We start from the raw sequence: 24,077 nt of genomic DNA, 5'->3' as shown, positions 1-24,077 counted from the left end.
AGGGAGACTGATGAAAACTGTAAGAACCTGGTGTATCAGGATCCTGATGATTCTGTTTACCGTTATCTTTTTGTATCCGCTTTTCTGGAACCTGATGTCTGCGTTTAAGACAAATGCAGAATATCTGACAGATCCTTATGCATTGCCCGCAGCTTTGAATCTGGATAATTTTGTGGCAGCATGGCAGAAAGCAAATATTGCCGCTTATTTTGGAAATTCCATATTTGTGACAGTGCTTTCCACTGTATTGCTTCTGCTTTTGGTCATTCCCATCTCTTATGTACTGGCAAGATACCGTTTTGTGGGCAGCAGGCTGATTTCTACGGTCTACATGGCTTGTATTTTTCTGCAGGCTACTTACATTATGATTCCTTTGTTTCTAGAATTACAGGCTGTGAACGGATTAAATAACCTGCCGGTATTATGTCTTGTTTATGCAGTTATGCAGTTTCCTTTCTGTATTTTTACCTTACAGGGATTTATGTCTGCGGTACCAAGGGATTATGAGGAGTCTGCAAGAATTGACGGTGCTACTAATATCCAGCTGTTATTAAGAGTTATGGTGCCTCTTGCAAAACCCGGGATTGCGACCATTACGATGTTAAGTGCCATGGGCTTCTGGAATGAATATCCACTGGCACTTGTTCTTCTTACGGAAGATGCAAAGAAAACCCTTCCCATCGGTATGGCAAACTTGTTTGAGGTGCAGAAATATGCTACAGACTGGGGCGCCCTGTTTGCCGGACTTGTAATCGTTATGATCCCAACAATTATTATCTATCTCATTGGACAGAGATATCTGCTTCAGGGAATCGGTGCAGGCGGGTTGAAGGGATGAAAAAAGGAGAAATCATATGCCAACTGATCAGGAATTAATAAAAATAGTTCCCTCCTGCCGCCAGATTGCCTATCAGGCAACAGAGTTTTATGCGTTTTTTCATTTTGGAATGAATACGTATACCAATCGGGAATGGGGAGATGGAACGGAAAATCCACAAATTTTTAATCCTACAGAGTTTGACGCAGACCAGTGGGTGACTGCAGCACAAAATGCCGGCATGAAAGGCGTAATTCTTACCTGTAAGCACCATGACGGCTTCTGCCTGTGGCCTACCAGATATACCAGTCACAGCGTTGCAGCAAGCCCGTGGAAAAATGGCAGGGGAGATGTGGTCCGGGAAGTGTCCGAAGCATGCCGCCGCCATGGACTGAAATTTGGAATTTATCTTTCTCCATGGGATCGAAACCAGCCCTGCTATGGAATGGGAAAAGAGTATGACGATTACTACCTGTCCCAGCTTACAGAGCTTCTTACCAGATACGGGGAAATCTTCAGTGTCTGGCTGGATGGTGCATGTGGGGAAGGACCTAATGGGAAAAAACAGGTCTACGACTGGAATCGCTATTACGAATGTGTTCGAAAATATCAGCCAGACGCATGTATCTGTGTCTGCGGGCCAGATATCCGATGGTGTGGAAATGAAGCTGGCGATGTAAGAAAATCTGAGTGGAGTGTTGTTCCTGCGCGTACAGCACTTGCAGAGAGTGTACAGGAAAGAAGCCAGCAGACCGATGATGAGGAATTCAGAATGCGCCGGATTACCAGTGATATGGAAGATCTTGGAAGCAGAAAAGCGCTTGAAGGTGAAACGGATCTGATCTGGTATCCGGCAGAAGTAAATACTTCTATAAGACCTGGATGGTTTTATCATCCAGAAGAAGATGATCAGGTGAAAAGTCTGGAAGAGCTGGTTCATATCTATATTGGGGCTGTTGGAGGAAATGCAACCTTTTTGTTAAACATTCCACCTATGCCAAACGGACTTCTTCATAAAAATGATGTTAAACGTCTGGAAGAATTTGGAAACTGGAAAAAGAAATCTTTTGCTCATAATTTAATGAGTACAGCACATGTTTTTTCGGAAAATGAAGATCCGGCGCATCCGGCTTCTAATTTGACAGAGGATACTTTGGAAGCATGGTATCAGCCTGAAAGCAGTGAGCTGCCAGTAGAGATAACGATTTGCCTGGACGACTCATACAATTTGGGGTATCTGGTATTAAAAGAGGCTGTCTGCTATAGCCAGAGAGTAGAAAAATATGAGGTATTTGTTAAAGAAGGGGAAATATGGAACAGTATTTACACAGGAACGGTAATTGGCTATCAGAAGATCATTCCTGTTAAGGGGAAAAAAGCCAGGGAAATGAAAATTGTTTTACATGATTTCCGTGTACTTCCGCTTCTAACGTTTATTGGGATTTATCCGGAAAATACCTGAGCGGTTAAGTATTGTTTTATATTATTTCATAAATTAAATAAATAATTATTTATAAAAATACCCTTTAGGAGTAGAAATCATCCTAAAGGGTATTTTCCTCTTAAGCGATATACAGGGGAGGGGTGGTAGTTTCTACCTTAAGAGGGAAGCATGTGGCAAGTACAATACCGTATGGTTATCTTAAAGATAAGGATGATTCGAATATATGGGTCAGTGATGAAGAAGCGGCAGCAGTTGTACAGAGAATCTTCCACAGTAGCAGGGATTCTGAAGAAAAGAGAGTATCTTGGTCATACAGTAAACTTCAAAACCAGAAAGCATTTTAAGGAGAGGTAAAGCCGTCTATCTGGTAAAAACTTGCACAGAATGTAGCAAAGATTCAAAGAGAAGAGGCTAACCTGCTTTTGGGGGATATTGAATCATGGAAATGTCAGAGATGATTGCAGCAATGCAGGAGAAAATCAACCGGATGCTGGTTACAGAAGCAAGCCGACAGGAAATATGACAGGAGTGATTTGAAAGTAAATTGAAATGGAAATATGACGGAGAGTGTGATATGATTTCAAGGTAGAAGGACCTGCACAAGGTGGATTACACTCATATGAATTTACGGCTGATACGGAATAAAGAAAACAGGTATAAAAGGATTTTTTTCAGAAAGATTGTTATTATTTTGCCATATCCAGCAGAACAACGTGCATGGCATTGTCCGCATTGTAAAAAGTATTGATGTGGATGGAAGCTGAAGAGCAATTATAAAGTTTTACGACTTGTAGAATATGAAAATGCTGTAAGGAGAAAGAGATGGAATGGTTTGGGATTGTAGCATTGTTGCTGCTACTTTGTTATTCAGCGTATCCGGGAAAAGTAAAGCGTTTGGAAACGAAAGTAAAACGATTGGAGAAAAAGCAGAGAGGAGTGGCATATATGTCAAAGCTGATTAATGATCTTGTAGGAAAACAATGTATTATCAGATCAGAGTTCATTTTTAGTTTTGCGGAAAAAACTGAATTATCCTGCAAGATTATAGATGCAGATGATGAATGGATAAAAATTTGTTATACAGAGAAAAAAGATAAGTTTGCCTTTTTGCCCCAGCCAATGGCCGCACCTTCCCTTTTGAAAAAAGAGATCGTACAGATTCCATTAAAAGATGAAATTCCGGAGCGCCAGATCTGCCTGGTGTATGACAGCCAGCATCCTATGGGAGCTGCGGCAAGAGAACTAAAAAATACAATTCTATTGAATTGATTACATAAAAGAGGTGAAAGCGGAATGAATCCATATGTATCAGTAATCTTGACAATAGCAGTATGCCTTTTGCTATTTGTTTTATGGATTATATATGAAAATTATAAAAATAAAAAGCGTATCTTGACTAAAATTCGAAGAAACTGGGGGAAGCCGTATACCAGACAATATGAGCCTGGTGACATTGAGCAGATTTCCCATTATTTTAGACGAAGAGAAAAAGAAGGTTTCGCAATAGATGATATTACCTGGAATGATCTGGATATGGATCGCCTTTATAAGATGGTAAATCAGACGATTTCTTCTCCTGGGGAAGATGTGCTTTATGATATGATGCGAAGACCTGTATTTTCTCAGGCTGAAATAGACAAAAGAGATGAGTTGATAGATTTTTTTTCCCAACATGAAAAAGAACGGGAGCATATGCAGCTGCTCCTGTCGCAGATTGGAAAAACGAGATTAGGTTCTTTGTCGGATACGGTATTGGCTCTTAAAAGTTCTTCTGAGGTAAAAACAGGAATCCATTGGTTTATGTTGATACTGCTGGTGTTGAATGTTGCAGTGCTTTTACCTGTGAAGCCAGTAGTTGGCTTTTTTTGCTTCATAGTCTTAATGATAACAAATATTACAATTTATTATGCAGGCAATGACCGAAAATTAATTGAAGCTTACCTGGATTGTTATGCACACTTGCTTCGAATGTTATCTGTTGCAGAAAAAATAAAGAATGTGCAATGGTCAGAAACAAGAAAGCAGATGTCTGCTATTGCAGAAGCCAGAGCGGTGTTTAAGGGTCTTAACCGGAAAGCAATTTTTTTGACCAGTAAAAATACAGATGGAGGAGATCCGGCACAGATTCTTATGGACTATATCAGAATGCTGACTCATATAGACATTCTGGTTTATAACGGTCTTTTGAAAAAAATTCAGGACAAAACGGACTCTATTTTGAAGCTTATTGATAATATTGGAGAACTGGATGCGTGTATTTCCATTGCATCTTTTCGGGAACTTCTTACGCTTTGGTGCAAACCTGAGTTTAAAAGCTGGGAAAGTGGTGTCACGCAGATTGAAATGGCTGTAGAAGATCTGTATCACCCACTGCTTCAGGAGGCAGTTGCCAATAGCTTTCAAGTAGCCGGAGGAACTTTGGTAACCGGTTCTAACGCATCCGGAAAATCTACATTCCTAAAAAATGTTGCAATGAACAGTATTCTTGCCCAGACGCTTGTTACCTGTACTTGTTCATCCTACCAGGCACCGTTTTTGAAAGTTATGACATCTATGGCATTGCGGGATGATATAGAGAGTGGAGAGAGCTATTTTATTGTAGAAATCAAGTCGCTGAAACGAATATTGGAAGAAAGTAAGAAAAGGGAGCCACTTTTATGTATTATTGATGAAGTGCTTCGAGGTACAAATACGGTTGAGAGGATTGCTGCTTCATCCAGAATTTTAAATGCACTTCGGCAAAAATGGGTGCTGCCTTTTGCAGCTACTCATGACATAGAACTGTCGTACATTTTGGATTCCCAGTATGAAAACTATCATTTTGAGGAAGACGTACAGGAAAAAGAGGTGGTATTTTCCTATATCCTGAAAAAGGGAAGAGCCACATCCCGAAATGCGATTCAGCTTTTGGATATGTTAGGTTATGACAAGGAAATTGTAGAGGATGCACGAAATGCGGCATTTAATTTTGAAAATAAAGGAATCTGGGATGCCTTATAAATGCAGCAGATCATGTCTGGAAACAGTAATGTCAATGCTGCGTGGACTTCGGAAGAAGGAGAACAGTTCGAGTATATGTATCGGCTGTTCTTTTTTTAAATTTTTAAGTGTTAAAGCGGTGAGGTTTTTCTTGTGTAAAGTAGAGCAATGGAGTATAATAAAATAGGTTTTTGCATAATTTTAAAAGCTATAATAAGAAAATCGGCAAAACAGACGAAAGTCTGTGACGCAAAGCTACAGGGCCTGTAAAATGGCAGCCAGTTGCATGAACTGAGGTGCACTGTCTGTGAGACAGTGTTTTTTTACGGTGTTATTTCATAGACGTAACAATAATAATTTTATGGCAGGGAATCAGATATGAAAAATACGAGAAGGATAGTTAGGATAGACAGAAAATGAAAGGAAAAAAAGTGATTGCAGGCATTCTGCTTGCGGGAATTTTAGCAGTCACCCTGGCAGGGTGTAAAAACACAGATAACACGAAAGAAGAAACAGAAAAGCCCGTTATTACCCTCGGCAGTGACAGCTATCCGCCATACAATTATCTGAACGAGGATGGCGTACCGACGGGCATAGATGTAGAACTGGCTACAGAAGCTTTCAAAAGAATGGGATATCAGGTGGAGGTTGCCCAGATCAACTGGGAGAAGAAAAAAGAACTGGTGGAGAGCGGAGAGATTGACTGTATCATGGGTTGTTTTTCCATGGAAGGGCGTCTTGATGGTTACCGCTGGGCGGGACCATATATAGCAAGCCGTCAGGTGGTCGCTGTAAATGAGAATAGTGATATTTATAAACTGAGTGACCTGGAGGGAAAGAACCTGGCTGTCCAGTCCACAACCAAACCGGAAGGCATTTTTCTGGACCGGACAGATGATAGAATCCCAAAACTGGCAAATCTGATCAGTCTCGGACACCGGGAGTTGATTTATACATTTCTGGGAAAAGGATATGTAGATGCAGTCGCCGCACATGAGGAATCTGTTGTCCAGTATATGAAGGATTATGACGCAAGCTTTCGTATCCTGGAAGAGCCTCTGATGATCACTGGAATAGGTGTCGCTTTTGCAAAAGATGATGACAGAGGAATCTGTGAGCAGATGAGCCAGACGCTGGAAGAAATGCGTCAGGATGGCACATCCCTGAAAATTATTGGAAAATATCTGGATGATCCCCAGAAATATCTGGAGGTGGATGATCTTGGATATTAAGAGGAAGACAAAAGAAAAACGGATCCAGCTGATTGGAGGTCTGTTTGGAATCTGTGTGGCTGTAGGTTCACTGTTTTATTTTTTCCATGCAGAAAAAACGGAAGCCGAGAAAAGAATGGTAGAGATTGTAAATTATGTCAAAGTGCAGTGTTCCACCTACACCCATTATAATGAATCTTCGGAATCCAAAAGCCTCCTCCGTGCCATTGAAAGTGCCAGACAGATGAGTACAAATATTAAAATGGAGACAGAAAACGGCGGGCAGCTAAGCCGGGAGTTCCTGAAAGAAAACCTGCAGACTCTCTGGGTGGATGGTATCATTGTACTGGATACAGAGGGAAAGACGGACTGCGAATACAGTACGGATGAGTCTCTGACCGATGAGATTACGGAGTATCTGCAAAAAGACATTATCATGGATTTTACCGGATATGAAGAAAGATCTTATTCAGAACGGTTTGCCAGGGAAGACGGATCCTATATTGATATTGCAGCTTGTGCCAGAAAAGATGCACCGGGTATTGTGGCAATCTACTATTACACACCTCCTGAATTTGCCAGAAACTATACACTGACGATACAAGGGCTTTTAAATGGTTATAGTATCCAGAAAGATGGAACGATTATTGTTGCAGACGAGGGGATTGTTGTTGCCAGCAATGATCAGAGCCTGTTGGGGCAGAATACGGCTGACAACGAAGTTGTTCAGGCAATGAAGAGGCATACAGACAGTCAGCACATTTATCATTTGAAGAATGAAGGAACAGGATGCTACGGAATCATGCTGAAGCAGAGGGATTACTATATTTATGCATATCTTCCGGATACAGAAGTGTTCCATAATCTTCCATTAAGTGTGATAAGTGTTATTTTTCTTTATTTTCTGATGTTCAGTATATTCTGGTTCTGGACATACAGAACCAATCTGGCGCACCGGAAACAGGAACAGGAAAAAGATGAAAAATATAAAGCAGAACTTCTGATAGCAGCAAAAAAGGCAGAAGCCGCCAATGAGGCAAAAACAGAATTTCTCCAGCGGATGAGCCATGATATTCGGACTCCGATCAATGGAATCTGCGGCATGGTCAATATGGCAGAACATTATGCAGGTGATTTGGAGAAACAGACGGAATACAGGACAAAGGTGAAAAAGGCGTCCAATCTGTTGCTGGAACTGGTAAATGAAATCCTGGACATGAGTAAGCTTGAGTCAGGCGAAATCGTTCTGGAAGAGATTCCATTTAATCTGAGCAGTATTTCAAGGGAAGTATTTGCTGTGATCAAGCAGATGGCTGCAGAACAGAATATCCGGATCGAGTGGGAGAAAAAAGAAATCACACACCGGGATTTTATTGGAAGTCCGGGGTATGTGAAACGTGTGATGATGAATATCCTGTCCAATGCGGTGAAATATAACAGAGAAAACGGACATATCTATATCAGCTGCATGGAAATCCCATCCGAACAGCCGGGAATGACCACAATGGAATTTGTCTGCCGGGATACCGGAATCGGAATGACTGAGGAGTTCCAGAAATGTGTATTTGAACCATTTGCACAGGAACACACAGGAAGCCGCACAAAATTTGCCGGAACAGGACTTGGAATGCCGATTGCAAAGAATCTGGTCGAGAAAATGGGTGGAACCATTACCTTTGAAAGTGAAGAGGGCGCAGGCACCACCTTTGTGATCCGGGTTCCGTTCAAAATAGATATGAATGCGGATAAACGTGAAAAACAGAAGGATGTATCAGAAAAATCTATAAAGGGGCTACATATTCTTCTGGCAGAAGATAATGAGCTAAACATGGAAATTGCAGAATTTATGCTCCAGAATGAAGGCACTGTGGTGACGAAAGCATGGAATGGACAGGAAGCTGTTGAGCTATTCAGAAAAAGTAAACCTGGTGAATTTGATGTCATTCTTATGGACATTATGATGCCGGTCATGAATGGTTATGAAGCTACAAAGATGATCAGGTCTCTGGACAGAGAGGACGCAAAGACAATACCGATTATTGCAATGACAGCAAATGCATTCACGGAGGACAGACTGAGGGCAAAAGAAGCAGGAATGGATGAACATATAGCAAAGCCTGTTGATGGAAAGTTATTGATAAAGGTAATTCATAAACTGATGAAACACAATTTCTGGGGGAGTCATAATGAAAAAACGGAATAAGTTACTTGCTGTACTTCTGGTGATGACGACAGGCACATCACTTTTGTCAGGCTGCGGCAGAAAAATTGCAGAAAAAGAAGATGCAGAAACCATCACAGTGTATTTATGGAGCACCAGCCTGTATGATAAATATGCACCATACATCCAGGAACAGCTTCCGGATATCAATGTTGAATTTGTAGTCGGCAATAATGATCTGGATTTTTATAAGTTTCTTGATGAAAACGGTGGTTTACCGGATATTATAACCTGCTGCCGGTTTTCCCTGCATGACGCAAGTCCGCTGAAGGACAGTCTGATGGATCTTTCCACAACCAATGAGGCAGGTGCTGTCTATGATACCTACCTCAGCAGTTTTATGAACGAGGATGGCAGCGTAAACTGGCTTCCCGTGTGCGCGGATGCCCATGGTTTTGTGGTCAACAAGGACCTTTTTGAAAAGTATGAAATTCCGCTGCCAACCGATTATTAAAGCTTCGTTTCTGCCTGCCAGGCATTTGACGAGGTGGGAATCCGTGGCTTTACTGCAGACTATTATTACGATTATACCTGTATGGAAACACTGCAGGGTCTGTCTGCATCAGAATTGTCTTCTGTAGACGGACGCAAGTGGCGCACCACCTACAGTGACCCGGATAATACAAAGAGAGAGGGTCTGGATGGTACCGTCTGGCCGCAGGCTTTTGAACGTATGGAACAGTTTATCCAGGATACAGGGCTGAACCAGGATGATCTGGATATGAATTATGATGATATCGTTGAGATGTACCAGAGTGGTAAGCTTGCCATGTACTTTGGCACCTCAGCTGGTGTAAAAATGTTTCAGGATCAGGGCATTAACACAACATTTCTGCCATTCTTTCAGGAGAATGGCGAAAAGTGGCTGATGACGACCCCATATTTTCAGGTGGCCTTAAACCGCGACCTGACACAGGACGAAGCCCGCCGAAAGAAAGCAATGAAGGTATTGAAAACAATGTTTTCAGCGGAGGCACAGAACCGGATCATTAGTGATGGACAGGATCTGTTGAGCTACAGCCAGGATGTGGATTTCAGGCTTACGGAGTATCTGAAGGATGTGAAACCTGTGATCGAAGAAAACCATATGTATATTCGCATTGCGTCAAATGACTTTTTCTCCGTTTCCAAGGATGTGGTGTCTAAGATGATTTCAGGAGAATACGATGCAAAGCAGGCATATCAGTCATTTAATTCCCAGCTTCTTGCGGAAGAATCTGCTTCAGAGAATACCGTGCTGGATTCACAGAAATCCTATTCCAACCGTTTTCATAGCAGTGGGGGAAATGCGGCTTATTCGGTTATGGCAAACACTCTGCGTGGTATTTATGGAACGGATGTGCTAATCGCAACCGGAAACAGCTTTACGGGAAACGTGCTGAAAGCTGGATATACAGAAAAAATGGCAAGAGACATGATCATGCCAAACAGTCTTTCGGCATATAGCTGCAGGATAAGCGGGGCAGAACTGACAGAACTGGTCAGAAACTTTGTAGAAGGCTATCAGGGAGGTTTCATTCCCTTTAACCGTGGCTCTCTGCCTGTGGTCAGCGGCATTTCCGTGGAAGTCAAAGAAACGGATGATGGCTATACATTGAGTAAAGTTACAAAAGACGGAAAAAAAGTTCAGGACAAGGATACATTCACGGTAACCTGCCTTGCGATACCAAAACACATGGAAGCCTATCCCACAGATGAGAATATTGCGTTTGAGGGAGAAGACACCTTTGTGAAAGATACCTGGACAGGATATATTTCAGATGGTGATGCCATTCTTGCAGAACCTGAAGACTACATGACTCTGAGGTGAGAAGAATGGATATTAAGAAGCATAACAAAGGCAGAGAAAAGACTGTTAGGAGAAAACGATTCCGGATCGCTGTCTTTACAGCTGTTTTACTGGGAATTGTTCTGATGGTTTTCCGATATTTTGACTTTGTGTCGAAAACTATTTATGAGGAAAGTGTTTCCCATCTGACGGAGGTTTTTCATCAGTCTGATAATATGTTAAGGGAATTGACAGATAAGAACCTGACTTATCTCCATATTTGGGGTGAGAATCTGCAGAATACCTCAAGCGAAGATGAAATCCGTAATTATATAAAGAATGCGCAGGAAGATGCCGGATTTTTGGATTTCTTTTTTCTGTCAGCCGACGGGAACTATAAGATGGTGACAGGGGAAACCGGGTACCTTGGATTACAGGAAAATATTGAAGAGGACATCCGGCAGGGAAATGATGTGATATCAAATGCAGCAGTTCCGGGAAAATCCCAGTTGCTTGTTTTTGCCACTCCCAAGGCTCATGGAAACTATCAGGGATTTGAATATGATGCCATCGCCATTGCTTATGAAAACTCTAATATCGTAGATGTACTGGATATTTCTGCTTTCAATGGAAATGCACAGAGTTTTATTGTTCATCCGGATGGCCGTGTTGTGATCGATCATTCTTCTGAGTTATGGGGGAATGTATATAATTTCTTCGGTGTTCTGAGAGAGCATTCTGATATGTCTGAAAAAGAGGTCAATGAGCTTTCGGAGAAGTTTAAAGCAGGACATACTGGTGCGATGCTGGTAAATCTGGATGGAAGGAACTATTATCTGGTCTATGAAAAATCAGATATTCAGGACTGGGTATTTCTGGGACTTGTACAGGCAGATATTGTCAATGCCAGTATGAACAGCCTGCAGAGCAGTACAATGCTTCTTGTTGGTGCGGTCGTGTTCTGTATTGCTGCTTTTCTTATCAGTCTTATTATTCAAAAAAGCAGGACAAATCTCAGAAGAAAGGATACGGAGATCCGGTACCGGGATGAGCTGTTTCAAAAGCTTTCAATGAACGTGGATGATGTCTTTCTGATGCTGGATGCAAAAACATATCAGGCAGATTACGTCAGCCCAAATGCGGAAAATCTGCTGGGTATTACGGTAGAACAGATTCGTAGAGATATTCGTGTTCTGGGAAAATTGCATCCGGCGGAACATGAAGATCCGGAGAAAAATTATCTGGAAGAAATCAAGGTTCATGAACAGCGAGAATGGGATTTTGAATATGTTCATCAGAAAACAGGGGAAAAACGCTGGTTCCATAATATTGCAATGGGTAGTGAGGTAAATGGAAAAAAGAAATACATCCTGGTTCTGTCGGACCGTACCTCGGACTGGAAAATGAACCAGGCACTTTCTGAGGCAGTCCGTGCGGCGGAGACAGCAAACAGGGCCAAGAGTACCTTCCTTTCCAACATGTCTCACGATATCCGGACACCAATGAATGCGATCATCGGCTTTACCACACTGGCTGTAAGCAATATTGATGATAAAAACAAGGTTCGGGATTATCTGGGAAAGATCCTTTCCTCCAGTAACCATCTGCTTTCCCTGATCAATGATATCCTGGATATGAGCCGGATTGAGAGCGGAAAGATCCATCTGGAAGAAACGGAGGTCAGTCTGTCGGATGTGCTTCATGATCTGAAGACGATCATCAGCGGGCAGATCCATGCGAAACAGCTGGAGCTTTATATGGATGCCATGGATGTGACAAATGAGGATGTCTATTGTGATAAGACACGACTGAATCAGGTGCTGCTGAATCTTTTGTCCAATGCGATCAAGTTTACTCCTGCTGGCGGAACCGTTTCTGTCCGGCTGAAACAGTATCCGGGTCTCCAAAGAGGCAGTGAACTGTACGAGATCCGGGTGAAGGATAACGGAATCGGTATGAGTCAGGAATTTGTACAGAAGATCTTTTCTCCTTTTGAGAGGGAGCGGACTTCCACTGTAAGCAGGACTCAGGGTACAGGACTTGGTATGGCCATCACCAAGAATATTGTGGATATGATGGGCGGCACCATTGAGGTCCGGACAGAGCAGGGGAAAGGTACCGAATTTATCGTCCGACTGCCATTCCGGACTCAGCCTGAGCACCAACGTATAGAGAAGATCATAGAGCTGGAAGGTCTTAAGGCTCTGGTTGTAGATGACGATTTTAATACCTGTGACAGCGTGACAAAAATACTTGTGAGGGTTGGAATGCGTTCGGAATGGACACTTTCCGGTAAGGAGGCTGTTCTGCGTGCACGACAGTCTATGGAGCTTGGGGATGCCTTCCATGCTTATATCATCGACTGGCGACTGCCGGATATGAATGGTATTGAGGTCACCAGACAGATCCGCAGTCTTGGTGACGATACACCGATCATTATTCTGACTGCTTATGACTGGTCAGACATCGAAGTGGAAGCCAGGGCTGCAGGAGTAACTGCATTCTGTGCGAAACCTCTGTTTATGTCCGATATCAGAGATACCCTGATGACTGCCATTGGCCAGAATCAGGCTGAGCAGGAGAAGCCTGTTCTTCCGGCGGCATGCTCAGATTTCAGAGGCAGATGTATACTGCTTGTGGAAGACAATGAGCTGAACAGTGAAATTGCGGTGGAGATCCTTAATGAATATGGCTTCCTGGTGGATACTGCAGAAAATGGGGCAGAGGCAGTAGAGAAGGTCAAGAGGTCGAAACCGGGCGGTTATGATCTGGTGCTGATGGATGTGCAGATGCCGGTAATGAACGGATATGAGGCCACGAAGCAGATCCGTGCCCTTAGGGATCCGGCACTGGCAGGAATCACCATCCTTGCCATGACGGCCAATGCTTTTGACGAGGACAGAAAGAAAGCGTTGGAATGCGGTATGAATGGATTCTTATCCAAGCCAATCGTTATAGAGGAATTGATCAGTACATTACAAAATAATCTGACAGATTAGTAATAAAAACCTGCTAAGAAGTTCGGTTAACAACTTTTTAGCAGGTTTTCAAATTATTTTTAAGCGTTAAAGCGGTGAGATTTTTCTTGTGTAAAGTGGAGCAAGGGAGTATAATAAAATCAGTTTTTTTGTATAATTTTAAATGCTCTAATATGGAAATCGGCAAAACAGATGAAAGTCTGCGACGCAAAGCTACAGGGCCTGTAAAATGGCAGCCAGTTGCATGAAATGAGATGCGCTGCCTGTTTGGCAGCGTTTTTATCACCCGGGGCATTGCAGAGATGATGGAAATTACACAGCAGCAGTACACAGCAACAGGGATGAATGCACATATTGCAAAACCGATTGATATAAAAACAATACTTGCTGTTTTTGACCTGGTGTTTGGAACATCATAAAACACAAACGGATGAAGGAAATAAAAAATATGGATAAAAGTAGAAAAAAATCAGCCGTACTATTTGCATGTATATTTGTGGTCCTGGGAATGTGGATGATGTTATCGGTACACTGCCAGGCTGCTGAAACGAATAATGATGAAAAACAGCCACAGACCATCCGTGTCGGCTCATTTGAGGATACCTTTAATTATGTCGATAAAAACGGTGTCAGACGAGGTTATGGCTACGAGCTCATGCAGGCTCTGGCAGGTTATACCGGATGGAAATTTGAGTATGTGAAATGTGACTGGTCCAACTGTTTTGATAAGCTTGAAAATGGTGAGATTGATATCATGGGCGATATTTCTTACACCGATGAACGTGCACAGAAGATGCTTTTCCCGGATGAACCCATGGGTGAGGAAAAATATATCCTTTATGCTGATTTATCGGATACGGATATTGGGACGTCTGATTTCAAGTCTATGGATGGGAAACGTGTAGGTGTGCTCATGGGGACTGAGCCTGAAATCATGCTGACAGAATGGGAAAATAAGAATGGCATACATACAAAACATGTAAATGTGAATAGTGATGATGATGTCGAAAAGAAATTAGCGAATCATGAAATCGATTGTTTTGTATCTCTGGAGGAATCCATCTGGTCTGAACAGGGAATATCATCCGTTACCACGATTGGTAAATCCGGCATATATTTTGTAATAAATAAAGAGCGCAGCGATATCAAGACAGAGTTGGACTGGGCTATGCGTCAGCTGGATCAGGATAGTCCTTTTTTCAAGGCGGATCTGTATAAAAAGTATTTTACGCTTGATTATTGTCAAAGTCTTACAGGCGGAGAAAAGTCCTGGTTGGAAGAACATGATGGGATCCGGATCGGATTTCTGAGTAATGATGCGGCAGTATTTTCCCTGGACGAAGAGACTGGAAAACTTACCGGTATGCTGGCAGAATATTTCTCTTATGCCAAAGACTGTCTGGGAAATCAGATACTGGAATTTAATATACAGGAATATGATGAATATGATGAAATGCTTCAGGCTTTACAAGAACGAGAGATTGACATGATTTTTTATGCTGGCAGGAATCCATATTTTGCAGAAAAAAACGGATATACACTTACAAACACAGCCTGGACCTACAGCCTGATGGCGGTAACAGATGAGGAAAAATTTGATGAGAATAAGGTGTATACTGTAGCTGTGCCCAGGGAAAAATATGCCTTAAAACAGCATATTGCATTCAGTTATCCCCAATGGAAGCTTATAGATTGTGATTCGCTTGACGATGCAGCAGATATGGTCATTCATGAAAAAGCAGACTGTTTCCTCATGGGCGCAAGTCAGGCACTAATATATGATAACAGTCAAAATTTCAAGAGTATTCCACTTACATAAACAATGGAGGCATGCTTTGCAGTTAGAAGTGGAGAGGGAACCCTCTTATCAATATTGAATAAAACCTTAAAGGCTATGCCGTCTGACATGCTTACAAGTGCACTTGCTATTTATGACAGTACAGCAGATAAGGTAACATTTTTGGATTTTGTAAAAGACAATATGCTTGCTTTTTTTGCTACGGCAGGATTTTTTGTACTCACTATCATTAGTATTATCCTCGTACTTTTACGGAAGGCAAGGAAAGCAGAAGCTGTCGCAAAGCTTGCTGCAAATGATACACAAAAGCTTAATGACAAGTTGGAAATCGCTCTGAAAAAAGCAGAAGAAGCTAATCTGGCAAAGACTCGTTTCCTTAACAATATGTCACATGACATCCGTACTCCTATGAATGCAATTCTGGGCTATGCACAGCTTATGGAGAATGAACTGAAAGGAAAGGATTTGCCTGAAACTTCAGAACATTTAAAAAAACTTCAGCAGTCAGGAAACCTTCTTCTGTCAATCATAAATAATGTACTTGATATGGCTCGGATTGAGAGCGGAAGGATGGAAATTGATGAGAACTATGGACGGATTGAGGATATCCGGCAGACTCTGTTTGAAATATTTGAGGATGAAGCAAAGAAAAAGAATCTTGCTCTTCATTACACAATAAATGTAGAACATGAAAATATACTGACAGATACTACCAAGGTAAAAGAAATATTTGTCAACATCCTGAGTAATGCCATAAAATATACTCCAGCCGGTGGTTCTGTTATGGTAGATATAGATGAATTACCCTGCGAGGAGCCTGGGTACATGATTGTAAGGACCAGGGTGAGCGATACCGGAATTGGTATGAGCCAGGATTATCTGTCAAAAATTTTCGAAGCATTCACTCGTGAACGAAACACCACGAAGAGCAAAATCACAGGAAGCGGACTTGGAATGTCAATCGTAAAGAAATATGTTGATCTGCTCGGTGGAACAATCGATGTGGAGAGTGAGCTTGGAAAGGGCAGCACTTTTACTGTAACACTGAAACACAGGATAGCGGATGAAAGCTATTATGTAAAAAAACATGCTGAAAATCCAGAATCCTGCAGTGAAATACTTGAGGGAAGGAATATCCTTTTGGCAGAGGACAATGATCTGAATGCAGAGATTGCAGAAGCAATACTTGAGCGTGCAGGTCTTAAAACAGAACGTGTGGAGGATGGTATCCAGTGTGTAAACAGGATAATGCAAATGCCGGTTGGAACATATGATGTGATCCTCATGGATATCCAGATGCCTAAAATGGACGGTTATAAGGCAACACAGGAAATCAGAAATTTACCAGATAAGGACAAGGCGTGTATACCAATCATTGCAATGACAGCAAATGCATTTGAGGAAGATAAGCGGGAGGCTATTGCAGCCGGAATGAATGAACATATAGCAAAGCCAGTCCAGGCTGATAAGCTGCTGTCAATATTATCAGAAGTAATAAGGCAGCAGGAAAAATATTAATTGCATGTTATACTAATGGAGTGCCACTCTGGAAAATTGCATAGGACTTTTTTCTTTAAAGAGCGCTTTAACAATTTAATCTTTGAAAGTACCACGATATAAGAATGGGGAGGATTCCCTCCCCAAAAATATTTTTTCAGAACTTACATAAGTTCCTTTCAGATGCCATGATATGACCGGTATTCCAGGTACATTTCAATCATATTTTTTCTTACTGGAAGGTCTGTTTGTTTGAGAATTTCGCTGATTCCAGTAGCAGAATATCCATTTTTCCATAATAATTCAGCCGCACACTCAATCAGGAGTTGTCTGGATTCTTCACCTTTTTTCATTTCGCATTTCCTCGTTCAGTCTGGAAAACAGATGTGTAAGTGCAAACATAAGCGTTTCATAATGCATGTAATCTAAAGTATTCCTGTCTGCAAGAATTTGAAGACTTGCCGGGAACTCATCATCAGCTTCCCAGAAACGAATGATAATCGGCAAAAAAGGAAAAAGATTTAATTTAAAAGCAACATCTCCTTTTTCCAGTTCCTTTCCGGAAAGTGCTATACAGGCATTACGCAATTCAACGGTTTTTCCGTTAAAAAAGTCAGCGGTATTCTGAAAAAATCCGCTGCTCGTTGAGAGATTTCCTGTTCGGACAGAGGAAAGGCTGTTTATGTTTATAAATTCATGTGACAGATGGCATCTATCCTTTGAATAACATAAAACATCATAAATAGTCATTGCTTCATTGTGATTGGCTTCATGAATTATTTCAAAATCATTATCTGACCACTGAACACTTCCCGTTTTTCGATTAATACGATAGGTACGGTTAATAAAAGTAATATATAACCAGTCAGAATTGTAATCTAATGAATATTTATGTATCATTGTAGCCTGATTATATTGCAGGAAAACATGTGCTGTAGAAATTTTTATTTTATCATAATTAGTCAGAGCTTTCGTCATATACCCCTCCAAGAATATTTTTGTTGTAGTTATTTTAGAATAGACTAATTGGTCTATAAAATCAATGCTTTTTGTGCCATTTTGTTATAGCAGGTCAAAGGAACAATGGCTGTAATGAGGATCAGAGGGATAATAGTAGTAACGAATAATACGCGAGAGTTCTGTAGAGGGTCTGGCGTTAGAGGATTGGATTAAGGAAGTATCTTTTTTGTCTGACTGGTTTTTTTACGGCATTTCCGTTACAATAGAAATATAAAAAATCGCGGAAAGAAGGTGGTCTGAATGCCAGTTAATATCACAGAAGAATTCGTTCGTTTTCTGATGAAGCAAAACGAAGAACAAAGTGCTCGCATTGCTGAGCTTTCTGCTGAGATTACAAGTCTGAACCAGACCATCCGAGAACTGAAAGAGCAGTTAAACAAAAACTCAAAAAACAGTTCCAAGCCACCTTTATCTGACGGACTTAAGAAGCATGATTGTAAAACACAAACAGCACCAGTTATCATTGGAAATAATGTATGGATTGGTGGCGGGGCTATTATTTTACCAGGAGTTACTATCGGAGATAATGTTGTGATTGGAGCAGGCAGTATTGTAACAAAAAGTATTCCCGACAATGTGATTGCTGCAGGCAGTCCTTGCAGAGTGATCCGTAGGAATCAGTAACAAACATGTTTTATCCAGATAAATATATAAGTGGGAGGTATTATGCCTGAAATACGGAAGAAAATTGAATTACTACAGAAAATTGCACATCGATTTAATGAGGCAAATATAGAGTGGGCTTTAGGCGCATCTATGCTGCTGTACTTTAAAGGTATTATTTCAGAATTTCATGATATTGATTTAATGGTCTCTGTTCATGATGCTGAACAGGTCCGAACAATTTTATCAGAAATGGGAGAACTTCACGCACCGGCTTCTGCTTCTGATCCAATGTATCGTACAAAGGTATTCATGGAATTCACCATTGATTCTGTAGATATTGACGTTATGGCTGGATTTTCTATTGTAAGCGAAGGGAAGGTTTATGATTGTTCTCTTGACAAAGAACAAATCGTGGAACGAATGACACTTGGAACAGAAATCGTTCCTTTGCAATCGCTGCGATTATGGTGTAAATACTATCGGCTGATGGGGAGAAACAAAAAAGCTGACATGATTGAAAATAATTGTAAATAAATATAGTATCTGATATATGTAAAAAAGGAAACTGCCTGGAATTATCCGACAGTTTCTTTTTTATTTGCAGAATTGTTGTGGTCAAGCTTTTTTGTAACTGATGTTATTCTAATTCATTTGACATCTTTTCGCTAATAGTATGATAGATTTCCTTTGTCGCTGAATCATTTGCACCATTTACGACCAATATTTTTCCATTTATACTCATGACTACATATGAATGACAGGATGAATGGGTATACCGGATATAATCTCCATAGACATCATTTCTAAAATTTCCCATAGCATATTTAAGATTTCCTAAACCATTGGTTCTATAATCATTCCAGCTCTGAGATGAATTTTCTTCATATGAGATACTGTCAATCTGCGTATAGTCTACTGTATAATCGCTCCAGCCTTGTGCCTCAATGGTAAAATCTTTATCCTCGAAACGAATCTCAATACTTCCCAAAAACAACGTCCATATACCGAATATAATGGTTAAAATGGCTATGATACCTGATACTCCAATTGTTTTTTTGTTATACTGAATTTTTAATTTTTCTCCGGTCGCTATCTTTTTCTTATAAAAGAGATAAGAATAGAGAATGCTGATGATTGCAGCTGCCATAATGCTTACGATATACAAAACAAGAGCAGCCATACTTTCCTCAAAAAGACCACAAAGCATACACAGAATACCTGATGCCATCCATAGTTTTCCACTGAATCTATGAGTTGCATTCCAATTTTCTTCATCCTGCAATGTCCATATAACCCGGATCCCTATCGTATGGTTCTGTTTTACCTTTGGCAGATAATTTCCTATAACCATGAACAGTAAGCCTGTTCCATAATACATGAATGCCATAAACAGGTTCTCCATATCTGCCCCGGTATTTACCAATCTGGCAATGCCATTATAGAGCAATGTAATAACAGGTATCATCCATATAGCCATTCCTATAACTTTAGGGCTCTGTTGTCGGCTTCTGTTATCATAAAATATGATTGCTACAAATATACAGTGCGTTACTACAAAAAATACATTTATCCATTTACCGTGTGTACTCGTAAAACCGACCAGGACTCCTACAAAAATTACCAGTATAGAGCTGATTAATGAACCTCTATATTTTTTTATCATTTCCTTCATCGTCTGATGCTCCTTTCAAATTTGTGATCCACAGCATGACATCTTCCAATACGGAAGTGTTTAATTCATAATAAATAAACTTTCCTTCTCTTTGGTTTCGGATCAAATCAGCTTCCTTCAATATTGCCAGATGTCTTGATATGGATGCTCCCGTTACTGAAAAATGTGCGCATATTTCTCCGGCTGAAAGCCGCCCATTCTTCAATAAGTTCAAAATCTCACGTCGTATTGGATCTGCCAGTGCTTTTAATGTATCCTGTATACCCAAAAATTCATCACACCCCTTTATTTAACATTTAACCTAATTGTTAAACGTATTATAATGCAAGGGATATCATGTGTCAAGAACCAGTTACTTCAAAAAACTGCCTGGGTAGCAAATAAAGACAGAAGCATGGTTTTCCCTGTTCTGCAGAAACAGATCTGTTTGATGCCGCCATCCTTGCCCATCCGGAGAAGATTATTGTCAAACGTCTCCTGAAAAGTGAATGCCTGGCAGGGCGTGAGCCATACTAGAAAACTGAAATTCACTTATTTGCAACATAAAAGCTCTATCGTATTTTGAAGCACCAAAAATCTAACTTTTGGACAGATCAAAATACGATAGAGCTTTTTGTTATTAGAATCAGCGAGCTTTTTGTGGAAGCTGGCAGTTATAAGCGATTCCAAGCGGTGTGACCAAAAGGGGATGAACCGGCCGGTAAACTGGAAGGTTCAGCTTCTTCTCAAACACGCTGGTAAATTCCTGAAAGCTTGCAGAGCCGCCTACCACATAAACTGCAGGTATCTCATAGCCTTTTAGAAATTTCTCGGTAATGGATGCCATTTTTTCAACCGTTGCCTTAATAACCGGAAAAATTTCCTTCTCTTTTTCCGGAGTGGTCTTCAGAACCTCTGCCTCTTCGTAGGGAATCCGGTAATGACCGGCAACTGTCATCGTCATATGGCTGCCCCCAGTTGCCTCGTCATCCGTATAGATTACCTTGCCATCCTTGAGGATGCTGATGCCGGTTGTGCCGCCGCCCACATCTACAACTGCACCGTCGGTAATCTTTAATACAGCAGCGGCCGCAGTAGGTTCGTCAACAATGTTGGTTACTTCGAAACCGGCACCTTCCAATACATATCCAATGCTCTTCACACTGCCTTCTGAAACTCCCGGAGGAATGGCAGCAGCGGCATAGAGAAGCTCCGTGCCCAGCTTTTCTTCCAGTTCTTCTTTTAATTTTGTAACCAGCTGAACAGATTCGTAATAATTCACAATAACACCGTCACGGATTGCATGGGAGGGTGCAGAGACACCGGCAATAGGACGATTCGTACTATCTACAACTGCAAGAACCGTGTTCGCAGTACCAAGATCCACGCCTACCTTCAAACGCCCTCTGAATTTTTTACATTCACCAGTGCGTACCAGTTCTGCAAAATTTGATAAAGTTCTGTTTTTTAGTTCCATATCCGAACACTCCATTTCTAATAAATCTGGAAGCTGTGAATCAGTGTACTGATACATTCATATTTTGCAGTGATTCGCAGCGATAATGTATTTATTATATATGAAAAAAGGCGAAAAAACAATAATTTTGCCCGGAATATGGCTCATTGCCGGCGTAAATTAAAATGGCAAAGTAAGCTGATCCAGTAGCTTTAAACAGTCCTCCTTTGAATATACCATAGGACTTCCTGGCAGTGACTGAACGAAATCCTGAAAGATCCGGCACAATGATTCGTCTGAAATATGAATATTACAACAATATGTGCCAAATAAAAAAGCGTTTGTCGGGTAAATATTAATCTTGTTTTGCGCACTGACAGAAATAGACAGATAGTCAGGAAGTTTCAGCTGTGTCGGGCGGGTGATAAGGCCACAAATATTATCCTTTGCAATATCTGACCGCAGCTGCCTGAGCATGGCAAGAATGTCTTCGTGCTCAAGAGGAGGTACAAACTGAGGCGGTAAATCTACAATAACATTGCTGTTGAAAAGATCCAGCAGCCCTTTTTCCGTGAATATAGAGTAGTACCGCATAGAATTTTGCCTGAGTACAGAAAAATGCCTTTCCACCAATGCAAGCATATCCTGATACGGAACATTACTGCTTCGCATATACTTGTGAATACCTTGCTGCTTACCCTGGTCAAAACAATGTTTGGAAGCCAGTTTGATAAGGCTGAGAAATTATTAGGGGAAACCCCGGATCCGTTGCTTGTCTATGGAGTAGAAGTTTCGATACAGATGTACATAGCCGAATTGTCAGAACCGTTGAGGGAATTATATGTGGTAGGATATTCTCTTCCTACTACCTCAGAATATATTTATATGAGCACGGCGCAGAAGATTCAGCATATTTTTTCACAATATATAAAAGAAGCAGAATTGAAAGATTTTTATGAAATGGACATTGCCTCTGCCGGAATCACCAGAGGATTTATGGCAAAAAAATGCGACCTCTATTTTACCATGGAAAACAAATTAAGAAGATTACTGAAATGCTGCTTTACCTTATATAAAGTACCGGAAGCCAAACAAGAGGAAGTAATAGGTCAGATCTTAAAAATGGATCTGAAACCAATTGCAGAGAAAATCATAGAAGACACAGTAAGAAAAGCAGAAGAAGGATTTGAATCAGTTTTGGCAGAAAAGTAAATATTTTGAAAATTATATAAGTATAAAAGGACTGACAAAAACCTGTCAGAAGTAGCAGCGATCTGCACAGAAGATGGATTAACGGAAGGAAGATACTGTGAAACCTGCGGTGCAGTATTTGCAGCACAGAAAGCAGTGAAGGCAACAGGCCATAAAGAAGTAATAGACAAAGAAATAAATGCCACGTATTTTACCCTTTAAGGATCCTGAACCTGAGGAAATTAATGGTTTTAAAGACATTACAGAAGCTGTAAACTTTTTAGATATAATTATCCAATGTGACGGACAATCAATAAATAATAAAGAGCATTTCTGCTTCACTCATAGAACAATTGAACCACATGAGGAGCGACGTGTTGAATATAGCGATGGAAGAACCGAAATGGGATGCTTTAAGTGCGAGACATGCTCCTGGAGAAGAACTATTCGGTATATAAATGAACCATCGTGGTATGCAGATTAAAGATATCCGGGGCACAAATTGTCATGTTGTTCATATCTGTAAGGAAATTTACAGAAATTAAGGGGCTGGAAACAGTCCCTTTTCAAATATTTTTGGAAAGTTACAGGGAAAACATATGGATAAAGTTTTGAAAAACTGTGCGTCGCATTCTCGTTACTTCAGTGATGAGCTAGGCGCACTATTTTTTGAAAATAAGTAGAACAAATGTTTGTAAATTCTATTTGCATATGGTACAATTCATTAGGAAAGTATCAGATTCAGAGCAAACAAAAAGAGCAATTCTGAGAAAAACTGGAACTGCTCTGAATGTGATTCTTTCCAATTGAATTGTCTGGTAATCTATATAGATGAAAAATGGAGTTTGCCTTAATCAAAATGTAATCTAAAAAATGAGATTCCATTGAAAAGCAAAATAATTGGCAGGAGGATATCTTATGTTTCGCGAGATGAGAAGATTTAAGCAACAGGTTTCACAAGATGAATGTAAAAAAATATTAAAAGATGAAAAAAGAGCTGCTTTTTCTGTAATTGGTGATGAAGGGTATCCCTATACCATTCCAATTAATTTTTACTATGAAGAGGCTGATCATACGATTTATTTTCATGGAGCCAGAGAAGGACACAAGATGGATGCAATCCAGAAATGTAATAAAGTGTGTCTGACAACCTGGAACCAGGGTTTCAAAAAAGAAGGGCACTGGGAGTGGAATGCCACAAGTGTTGTTGTGTTTGGAAAAGCAGAACTTATCACAGATACCAAGATTATAGAAGACCGTCTTCGAAAACTGGCAGAAAAATATTACCCTACAGTAGAAGAAGTAGAAAAAGAAATGAATGGTTCTGCAAGAAGTCGTGTCCAGCTATTTGCAATCAGAATTGAGCATATGACAGGGAAGCTTGTAAATGAGAAATAATGTGTAAGAGAGTTTGCTGACATAAAAAAGGAGGGAACACAT

Annotated in this window: 21 protein-coding genes, 3 pseudogenes and 2 riboswitches; of the genes and pseudogenes, 18 read left to right on the top strand and 6 right to left on the bottom strand. The window is 40.7% G+C overall.

The features are described from left to right. Nucleotides 1-10 precede the first annotated feature (10 nt). From AB5Z12_RS00975 to AB5Z12_RS00920, 12 genes and pseudogenes are all read left to right on the top strand, one after another. Nucleotides 11-838: a carbohydrate ABC transporter permease gene (locus tag AB5Z12_RS00975; protein ID WP_118578099.1), complete on the top strand. Its 828-nt coding sequence runs from the start codon at nucleotides 11-13 to the stop codon at nucleotides 836-838. Between the two features lie 16 nt (nucleotides 839-854). Beyond that, nucleotides 855-2,279, top strand: a complete 1,425-nt coding sequence (locus tag AB5Z12_RS00970; protein WP_195379709.1) for an alpha-L-fucosidase — start codon at nucleotides 855-857, stop codon at nucleotides 2,277-2,279. A gap of 143 nt (nucleotides 2,280-2,422) precedes the next feature. Further along, nucleotides 2,423-2,612, top strand: a pseudogene (locus AB5Z12_RS00965) (recombinase TnpX); the annotation flags it as partial. 471 nt (nucleotides 2,613-3,083) lie between these two features. Then, the gene (locus tag AB5Z12_RS00960; protein ID WP_237925831.1) at nucleotides 3,084-3,530 is read left to right on the top strand and encodes a hypothetical protein; all 447 of its coding nucleotides are present in this window, start codon (nucleotides 3,084-3,086) and stop codon (nucleotides 3,528-3,530) included. Between the two features lie 123 nt (nucleotides 3,531-3,653). Next, the gene (locus AB5Z12_RS00955; protein ID WP_173717294.1) at nucleotides 3,654-5,261 is read left to right on the top strand and encodes a DNA mismatch repair protein MutS; all 1,608 of its coding nucleotides are present in this window, start codon (nucleotides 3,654-3,656) and stop codon (nucleotides 5,259-5,261) included. Between the two features lie 193 nt (nucleotides 5,262-5,454). Beyond that, a riboswitch (cyclic di-GMP riboswitch) is annotated at nucleotides 5,455-5,530 on the top strand. Between the two features lie 126 nt (nucleotides 5,531-5,656). After that, complete coding sequence (locus tag AB5Z12_RS00950) at nucleotides 5,657-6,472, top strand: ABC transporter substrate-binding protein (RefSeq protein WP_195379707.1); 816 nt, start codon at nucleotides 5,657-5,659, stop codon at nucleotides 6,470-6,472. Continuing rightward, complete coding sequence (locus AB5Z12_RS00945) at nucleotides 6,456-8,654, top strand: ATP-binding protein (protein ID WP_368357260.1); 2,199 nt, start codon at nucleotides 6,456-6,458, stop codon at nucleotides 8,652-8,654. Before AB5Z12_RS00950 ends, AB5Z12_RS00945 begins: the two co-directional genes overlap by 17 nt. Beyond that, nucleotides 8,638-9,126: a hypothetical protein gene (locus AB5Z12_RS00940; RefSeq protein WP_368357261.1), complete on the top strand. Its 489-nt coding sequence runs from the start codon at nucleotides 8,638-8,640 to the stop codon at nucleotides 9,124-9,126. The genes AB5Z12_RS00945 and AB5Z12_RS00940 overlap by 17 nt, the downstream gene beginning before the upstream one ends. An 81-nt stretch (nucleotides 9,127-9,207) precedes the next feature. Then, entirely contained in the window at nucleotides 9,208-10,482 is a 1,275-nt protein-coding gene (locus AB5Z12_RS00935; protein ID WP_368357262.1) for a hypothetical protein, read from the top strand. Between the two features lie 5 nt (nucleotides 10,483-10,487). Further along, nucleotides 10,488-13,439, top strand: coding sequence for a response regulator (locus AB5Z12_RS00930; protein WP_173717290.1), 2,952 nt, complete (start codon nucleotides 10,488-10,490; stop codon nucleotides 13,437-13,439). Between the two features lie 151 nt (nucleotides 13,440-13,590). Further along, nucleotides 13,591-13,666: riboswitch (cyclic di-GMP riboswitch) on the top strand. Nucleotides 13,667-13,866: 200 nt separating this feature from the next. Beyond that, nucleotides 13,867-15,237, top strand: a complete 1,371-nt coding sequence (locus tag AB5Z12_RS00925; protein WP_226815850.1) for a transporter substrate-binding domain-containing protein — start codon at nucleotides 13,867-13,869, stop codon at nucleotides 15,235-15,237. A gap of 54 nt (nucleotides 15,238-15,291) precedes the next feature. Continuing rightward, the gene (locus AB5Z12_RS00920) at nucleotides 15,292-16,734 is read left to right on the top strand and encodes a hybrid sensor histidine kinase/response regulator (RefSeq protein ID WP_226815851.1); all 1,443 of its coding nucleotides are present in this window, start codon (nucleotides 15,292-15,294) and stop codon (nucleotides 16,732-16,734) included. A gap of 158 nt (nucleotides 16,735-16,892) precedes the next feature. On the opposite strand, the gene AB5Z12_RS00915 is transcribed toward AB5Z12_RS00920, so the two are convergent. Together AB5Z12_RS00915 and AB5Z12_RS00910 are read right to left on the bottom strand one after the other, a co-directional pair. Further along, a complete protein-coding gene (locus AB5Z12_RS00915) occupies nucleotides 16,893-17,066 on the bottom strand; it encodes a hypothetical protein (protein ID WP_173717288.1) in 174 nt (57 codons plus the stop codon). Continuing rightward, entirely contained in the window at nucleotides 17,053-17,691 is a 639-nt protein-coding gene (locus tag AB5Z12_RS00910) for a DUF3786 domain-containing protein (protein ID WP_148462054.1), read from the bottom strand. Before AB5Z12_RS00910 ends, AB5Z12_RS00915 begins: the two co-directional genes overlap by 14 nt. Before the next feature lie 282 nt (nucleotides 17,692-17,973). Between AB5Z12_RS00910 and AB5Z12_RS00905 the strand changes: the two are divergent. The 3 genes and pseudogenes from AB5Z12_RS00905 to AB5Z12_RS00895 all read left to right on the top strand — a co-directional run. After that, nucleotides 17,974-18,168, top strand: a pseudogene (locus AB5Z12_RS00905) (DUF6444 domain-containing protein); the annotation flags it as partial. Further along, nucleotides 18,169-18,357, top strand: a pseudogene (locus tag AB5Z12_RS00900) (DapH/DapD/GlmU-related protein); the annotation flags it as partial. 42 nt (nucleotides 18,358-18,399) lie between these two features. After that, a complete protein-coding gene (locus AB5Z12_RS00895) occupies nucleotides 18,400-18,873 on the top strand; it encodes a DUF1897 domain-containing protein (protein WP_118584022.1) in 474 nt (157 codons plus the stop codon). A gap of 103 nt (nucleotides 18,874-18,976) precedes the next feature. Here the strand turns inward: AB5Z12_RS00895 and AB5Z12_RS00890 are convergent, their stop codons facing one another. From AB5Z12_RS00890 to AB5Z12_RS00875, 4 genes are all read right to left on the bottom strand, one after another. Further along, entirely contained in the window at nucleotides 18,977-19,816 is an 840-nt protein-coding gene (locus AB5Z12_RS00890; RefSeq protein ID WP_272111256.1) for an SdpI family protein, read from the bottom strand. A 169-nt stretch (nucleotides 19,817-19,985) separates the two neighbouring features. Then, nucleotides 19,986-20,279 (bottom strand): autorepressor SdpR family transcription factor, encoded by a 294-nt coding sequence (locus tag AB5Z12_RS00885; protein ID WP_187564839.1) that lies wholly within the window; start codon nucleotides 20,277-20,279, stop codon nucleotides 19,986-19,988. Between the two features lie 357 nt (nucleotides 20,280-20,636). Then, the gene (gene eutJ, locus AB5Z12_RS00880; protein ID WP_118584025.1) at nucleotides 20,637-21,467 is read right to left on the bottom strand and encodes an ethanolamine utilization protein EutJ; all 831 of its coding nucleotides are present in this window, start codon (nucleotides 21,465-21,467) and stop codon (nucleotides 20,637-20,639) included. Between the two features lie 159 nt (nucleotides 21,468-21,626). Further along, on the bottom strand, nucleotides 21,627-22,118 hold the full coding sequence (locus tag AB5Z12_RS00875) for a hypothetical protein (RefSeq protein WP_173717345.1): 492 nt from the start codon (nucleotides 22,116-22,118) through the stop codon (nucleotides 21,627-21,629). Between the two features lie 6 nt (nucleotides 22,119-22,124). On the opposite strand from AB5Z12_RS00875, the gene AB5Z12_RS00870 reads away from it, so the two are divergent. The 3 genes from AB5Z12_RS00870 (at nucleotide 22,125) to AB5Z12_RS00860 (ending at nucleotide 24,035) form a co-directional block, all read left to right on the top strand. Beyond that, nucleotides 22,125-22,658 (top strand): TetR/AcrR family transcriptional regulator, encoded by a 534-nt coding sequence (locus AB5Z12_RS00870; protein WP_148462057.1) that lies wholly within the window; start codon nucleotides 22,125-22,127, stop codon nucleotides 22,656-22,658. A gap of 178 nt (nucleotides 22,659-22,836) precedes the next feature. Then, the gene (locus AB5Z12_RS00865) at nucleotides 22,837-23,121 is read left to right on the top strand and encodes a hypothetical protein (RefSeq protein ID WP_195590824.1); all 285 of its coding nucleotides are present in this window, start codon (nucleotides 22,837-22,839) and stop codon (nucleotides 23,119-23,121) included. 434 nt (nucleotides 23,122-23,555) lie between these two features. Then, nucleotides 23,556-24,035, top strand: a complete 480-nt coding sequence (locus AB5Z12_RS00860) for a pyridoxamine 5'-phosphate oxidase family protein (RefSeq protein ID WP_148462058.1) — start codon at nucleotides 23,556-23,558, stop codon at nucleotides 24,033-24,035. The last annotated feature ends 42 nt before the right edge of the window (nucleotides 24,036-24,077 follow it).

The sequence above is a fragment of the Ruminococcus sp. RTP21358st1_G6_RTP21358_211008 genome (assembly GCF_040908885.1).
Lineage (GTDB): Bacteria > Bacillota > Clostridia > Lachnospirales > Lachnospiraceae > Blautia_A > Blautia_A faecis.
Note: the sequence above shows the minus strand (reverse complement) of the source record. Positions and strands in the feature narration are given on the sequence as shown.

What these genes read in the sequence shown, in the direction of transcription:
- AB5Z12_RS00895 (WP_118584022.1), top strand. Translation starts at nt 18,400, where the DNA reads ATGCCTGAAATACGGAAGAAAATTGAATTACTACAGAAAATTGCACAT.
- AB5Z12_RS00925 (WP_226815850.1), top strand. Translation starts at nt 13,867, where the DNA reads ATGGATAAAAGTAGAAAAAAATCAGCCGTACTATTTGCATGTATATTT.
- AB5Z12_RS00935 (WP_368357262.1), top strand. Translation starts at nt 9,208, where the DNA reads ATGGAAACACTGCAGGGTCTGTCTGCATCAGAATTGTCTTCTGTAGAC.
- AB5Z12_RS00975 (WP_118578099.1), top strand. Translation starts at nt 11, where the DNA reads ATGAAAACTGTAAGAACCTGGTGTATCAGGATCCTGATGATTCTGTTT.
- AB5Z12_RS00860 (WP_148462058.1), top strand. Translation starts at nt 23,556, where the DNA reads ATGTTTCGCGAGATGAGAAGATTTAAGCAACAGGTTTCACAAGATGAA.
- AB5Z12_RS00875 (WP_173717345.1), bottom strand. Translation starts at nt 22,118, where the DNA reads ATGCGAAGCAGTAATGTTCCGTATCAGGATATGCTTGCATTGGTGGAA.
- AB5Z12_RS00910 (WP_148462054.1), bottom strand. Translation starts at nt 17,691, where the DNA reads ATGACGAAAGCTCTGACTAATTATGATAAAATAAAAATTTCTACAGCA.
- AB5Z12_RS00960 (WP_237925831.1), top strand. Translation starts at nt 3,084, where the DNA reads ATGGAATGGTTTGGGATTGTAGCATTGTTGCTGCTACTTTGTTATTCA.
- AB5Z12_RS00950 (WP_195379707.1), top strand. Translation starts at nt 5,657, where the DNA reads ATGAAAGGAAAAAAAGTGATTGCAGGCATTCTGCTTGCGGGAATTTTA.
- AB5Z12_RS00945 (WP_368357260.1), top strand. Translation starts at nt 6,456, where the DNA reads ATGATCTTGGATATTAAGAGGAAGACAAAAGAAAAACGGATCCAGCTG.
- AB5Z12_RS00930 (WP_173717290.1), top strand. Translation starts at nt 10,488, where the DNA reads ATGGATATTAAGAAGCATAACAAAGGCAGAGAAAAGACTGTTAGGAGA.
- AB5Z12_RS00915 (WP_173717288.1), bottom strand. Translation starts at nt 17,066, where the DNA reads ATGAAAAAAGGTGAAGAATCCAGACAACTCCTGATTGAGTGTGCGGCT.
- AB5Z12_RS00865 (WP_195590824.1), top strand. Translation starts at nt 22,837, where the DNA reads ATGCCACGTATTTTACCCTTTAAGGATCCTGAACCTGAGGAAATTAAT.
- AB5Z12_RS00970 (WP_195379709.1), top strand. Translation starts at nt 855, where the DNA reads ATGCCAACTGATCAGGAATTAATAAAAATAGTTCCCTCCTGCCGCCAG.
- AB5Z12_RS00940 (WP_368357261.1), top strand. Translation starts at nt 8,638, where the DNA reads ATGAAAAAACGGAATAAGTTACTTGCTGTACTTCTGGTGATGACGACA.
- eutJ (WP_118584025.1), bottom strand. Translation starts at nt 21,467, where the DNA reads ATGGAACTAAAAAACAGAACTTTATCAAATTTTGCAGAACTGGTACGC.
- AB5Z12_RS00890 (WP_272111256.1), bottom strand. Translation starts at nt 19,816, where the DNA reads ATGGCTATATGGATGATACCTGTTATTACATTGCTCTATAATGGCATT.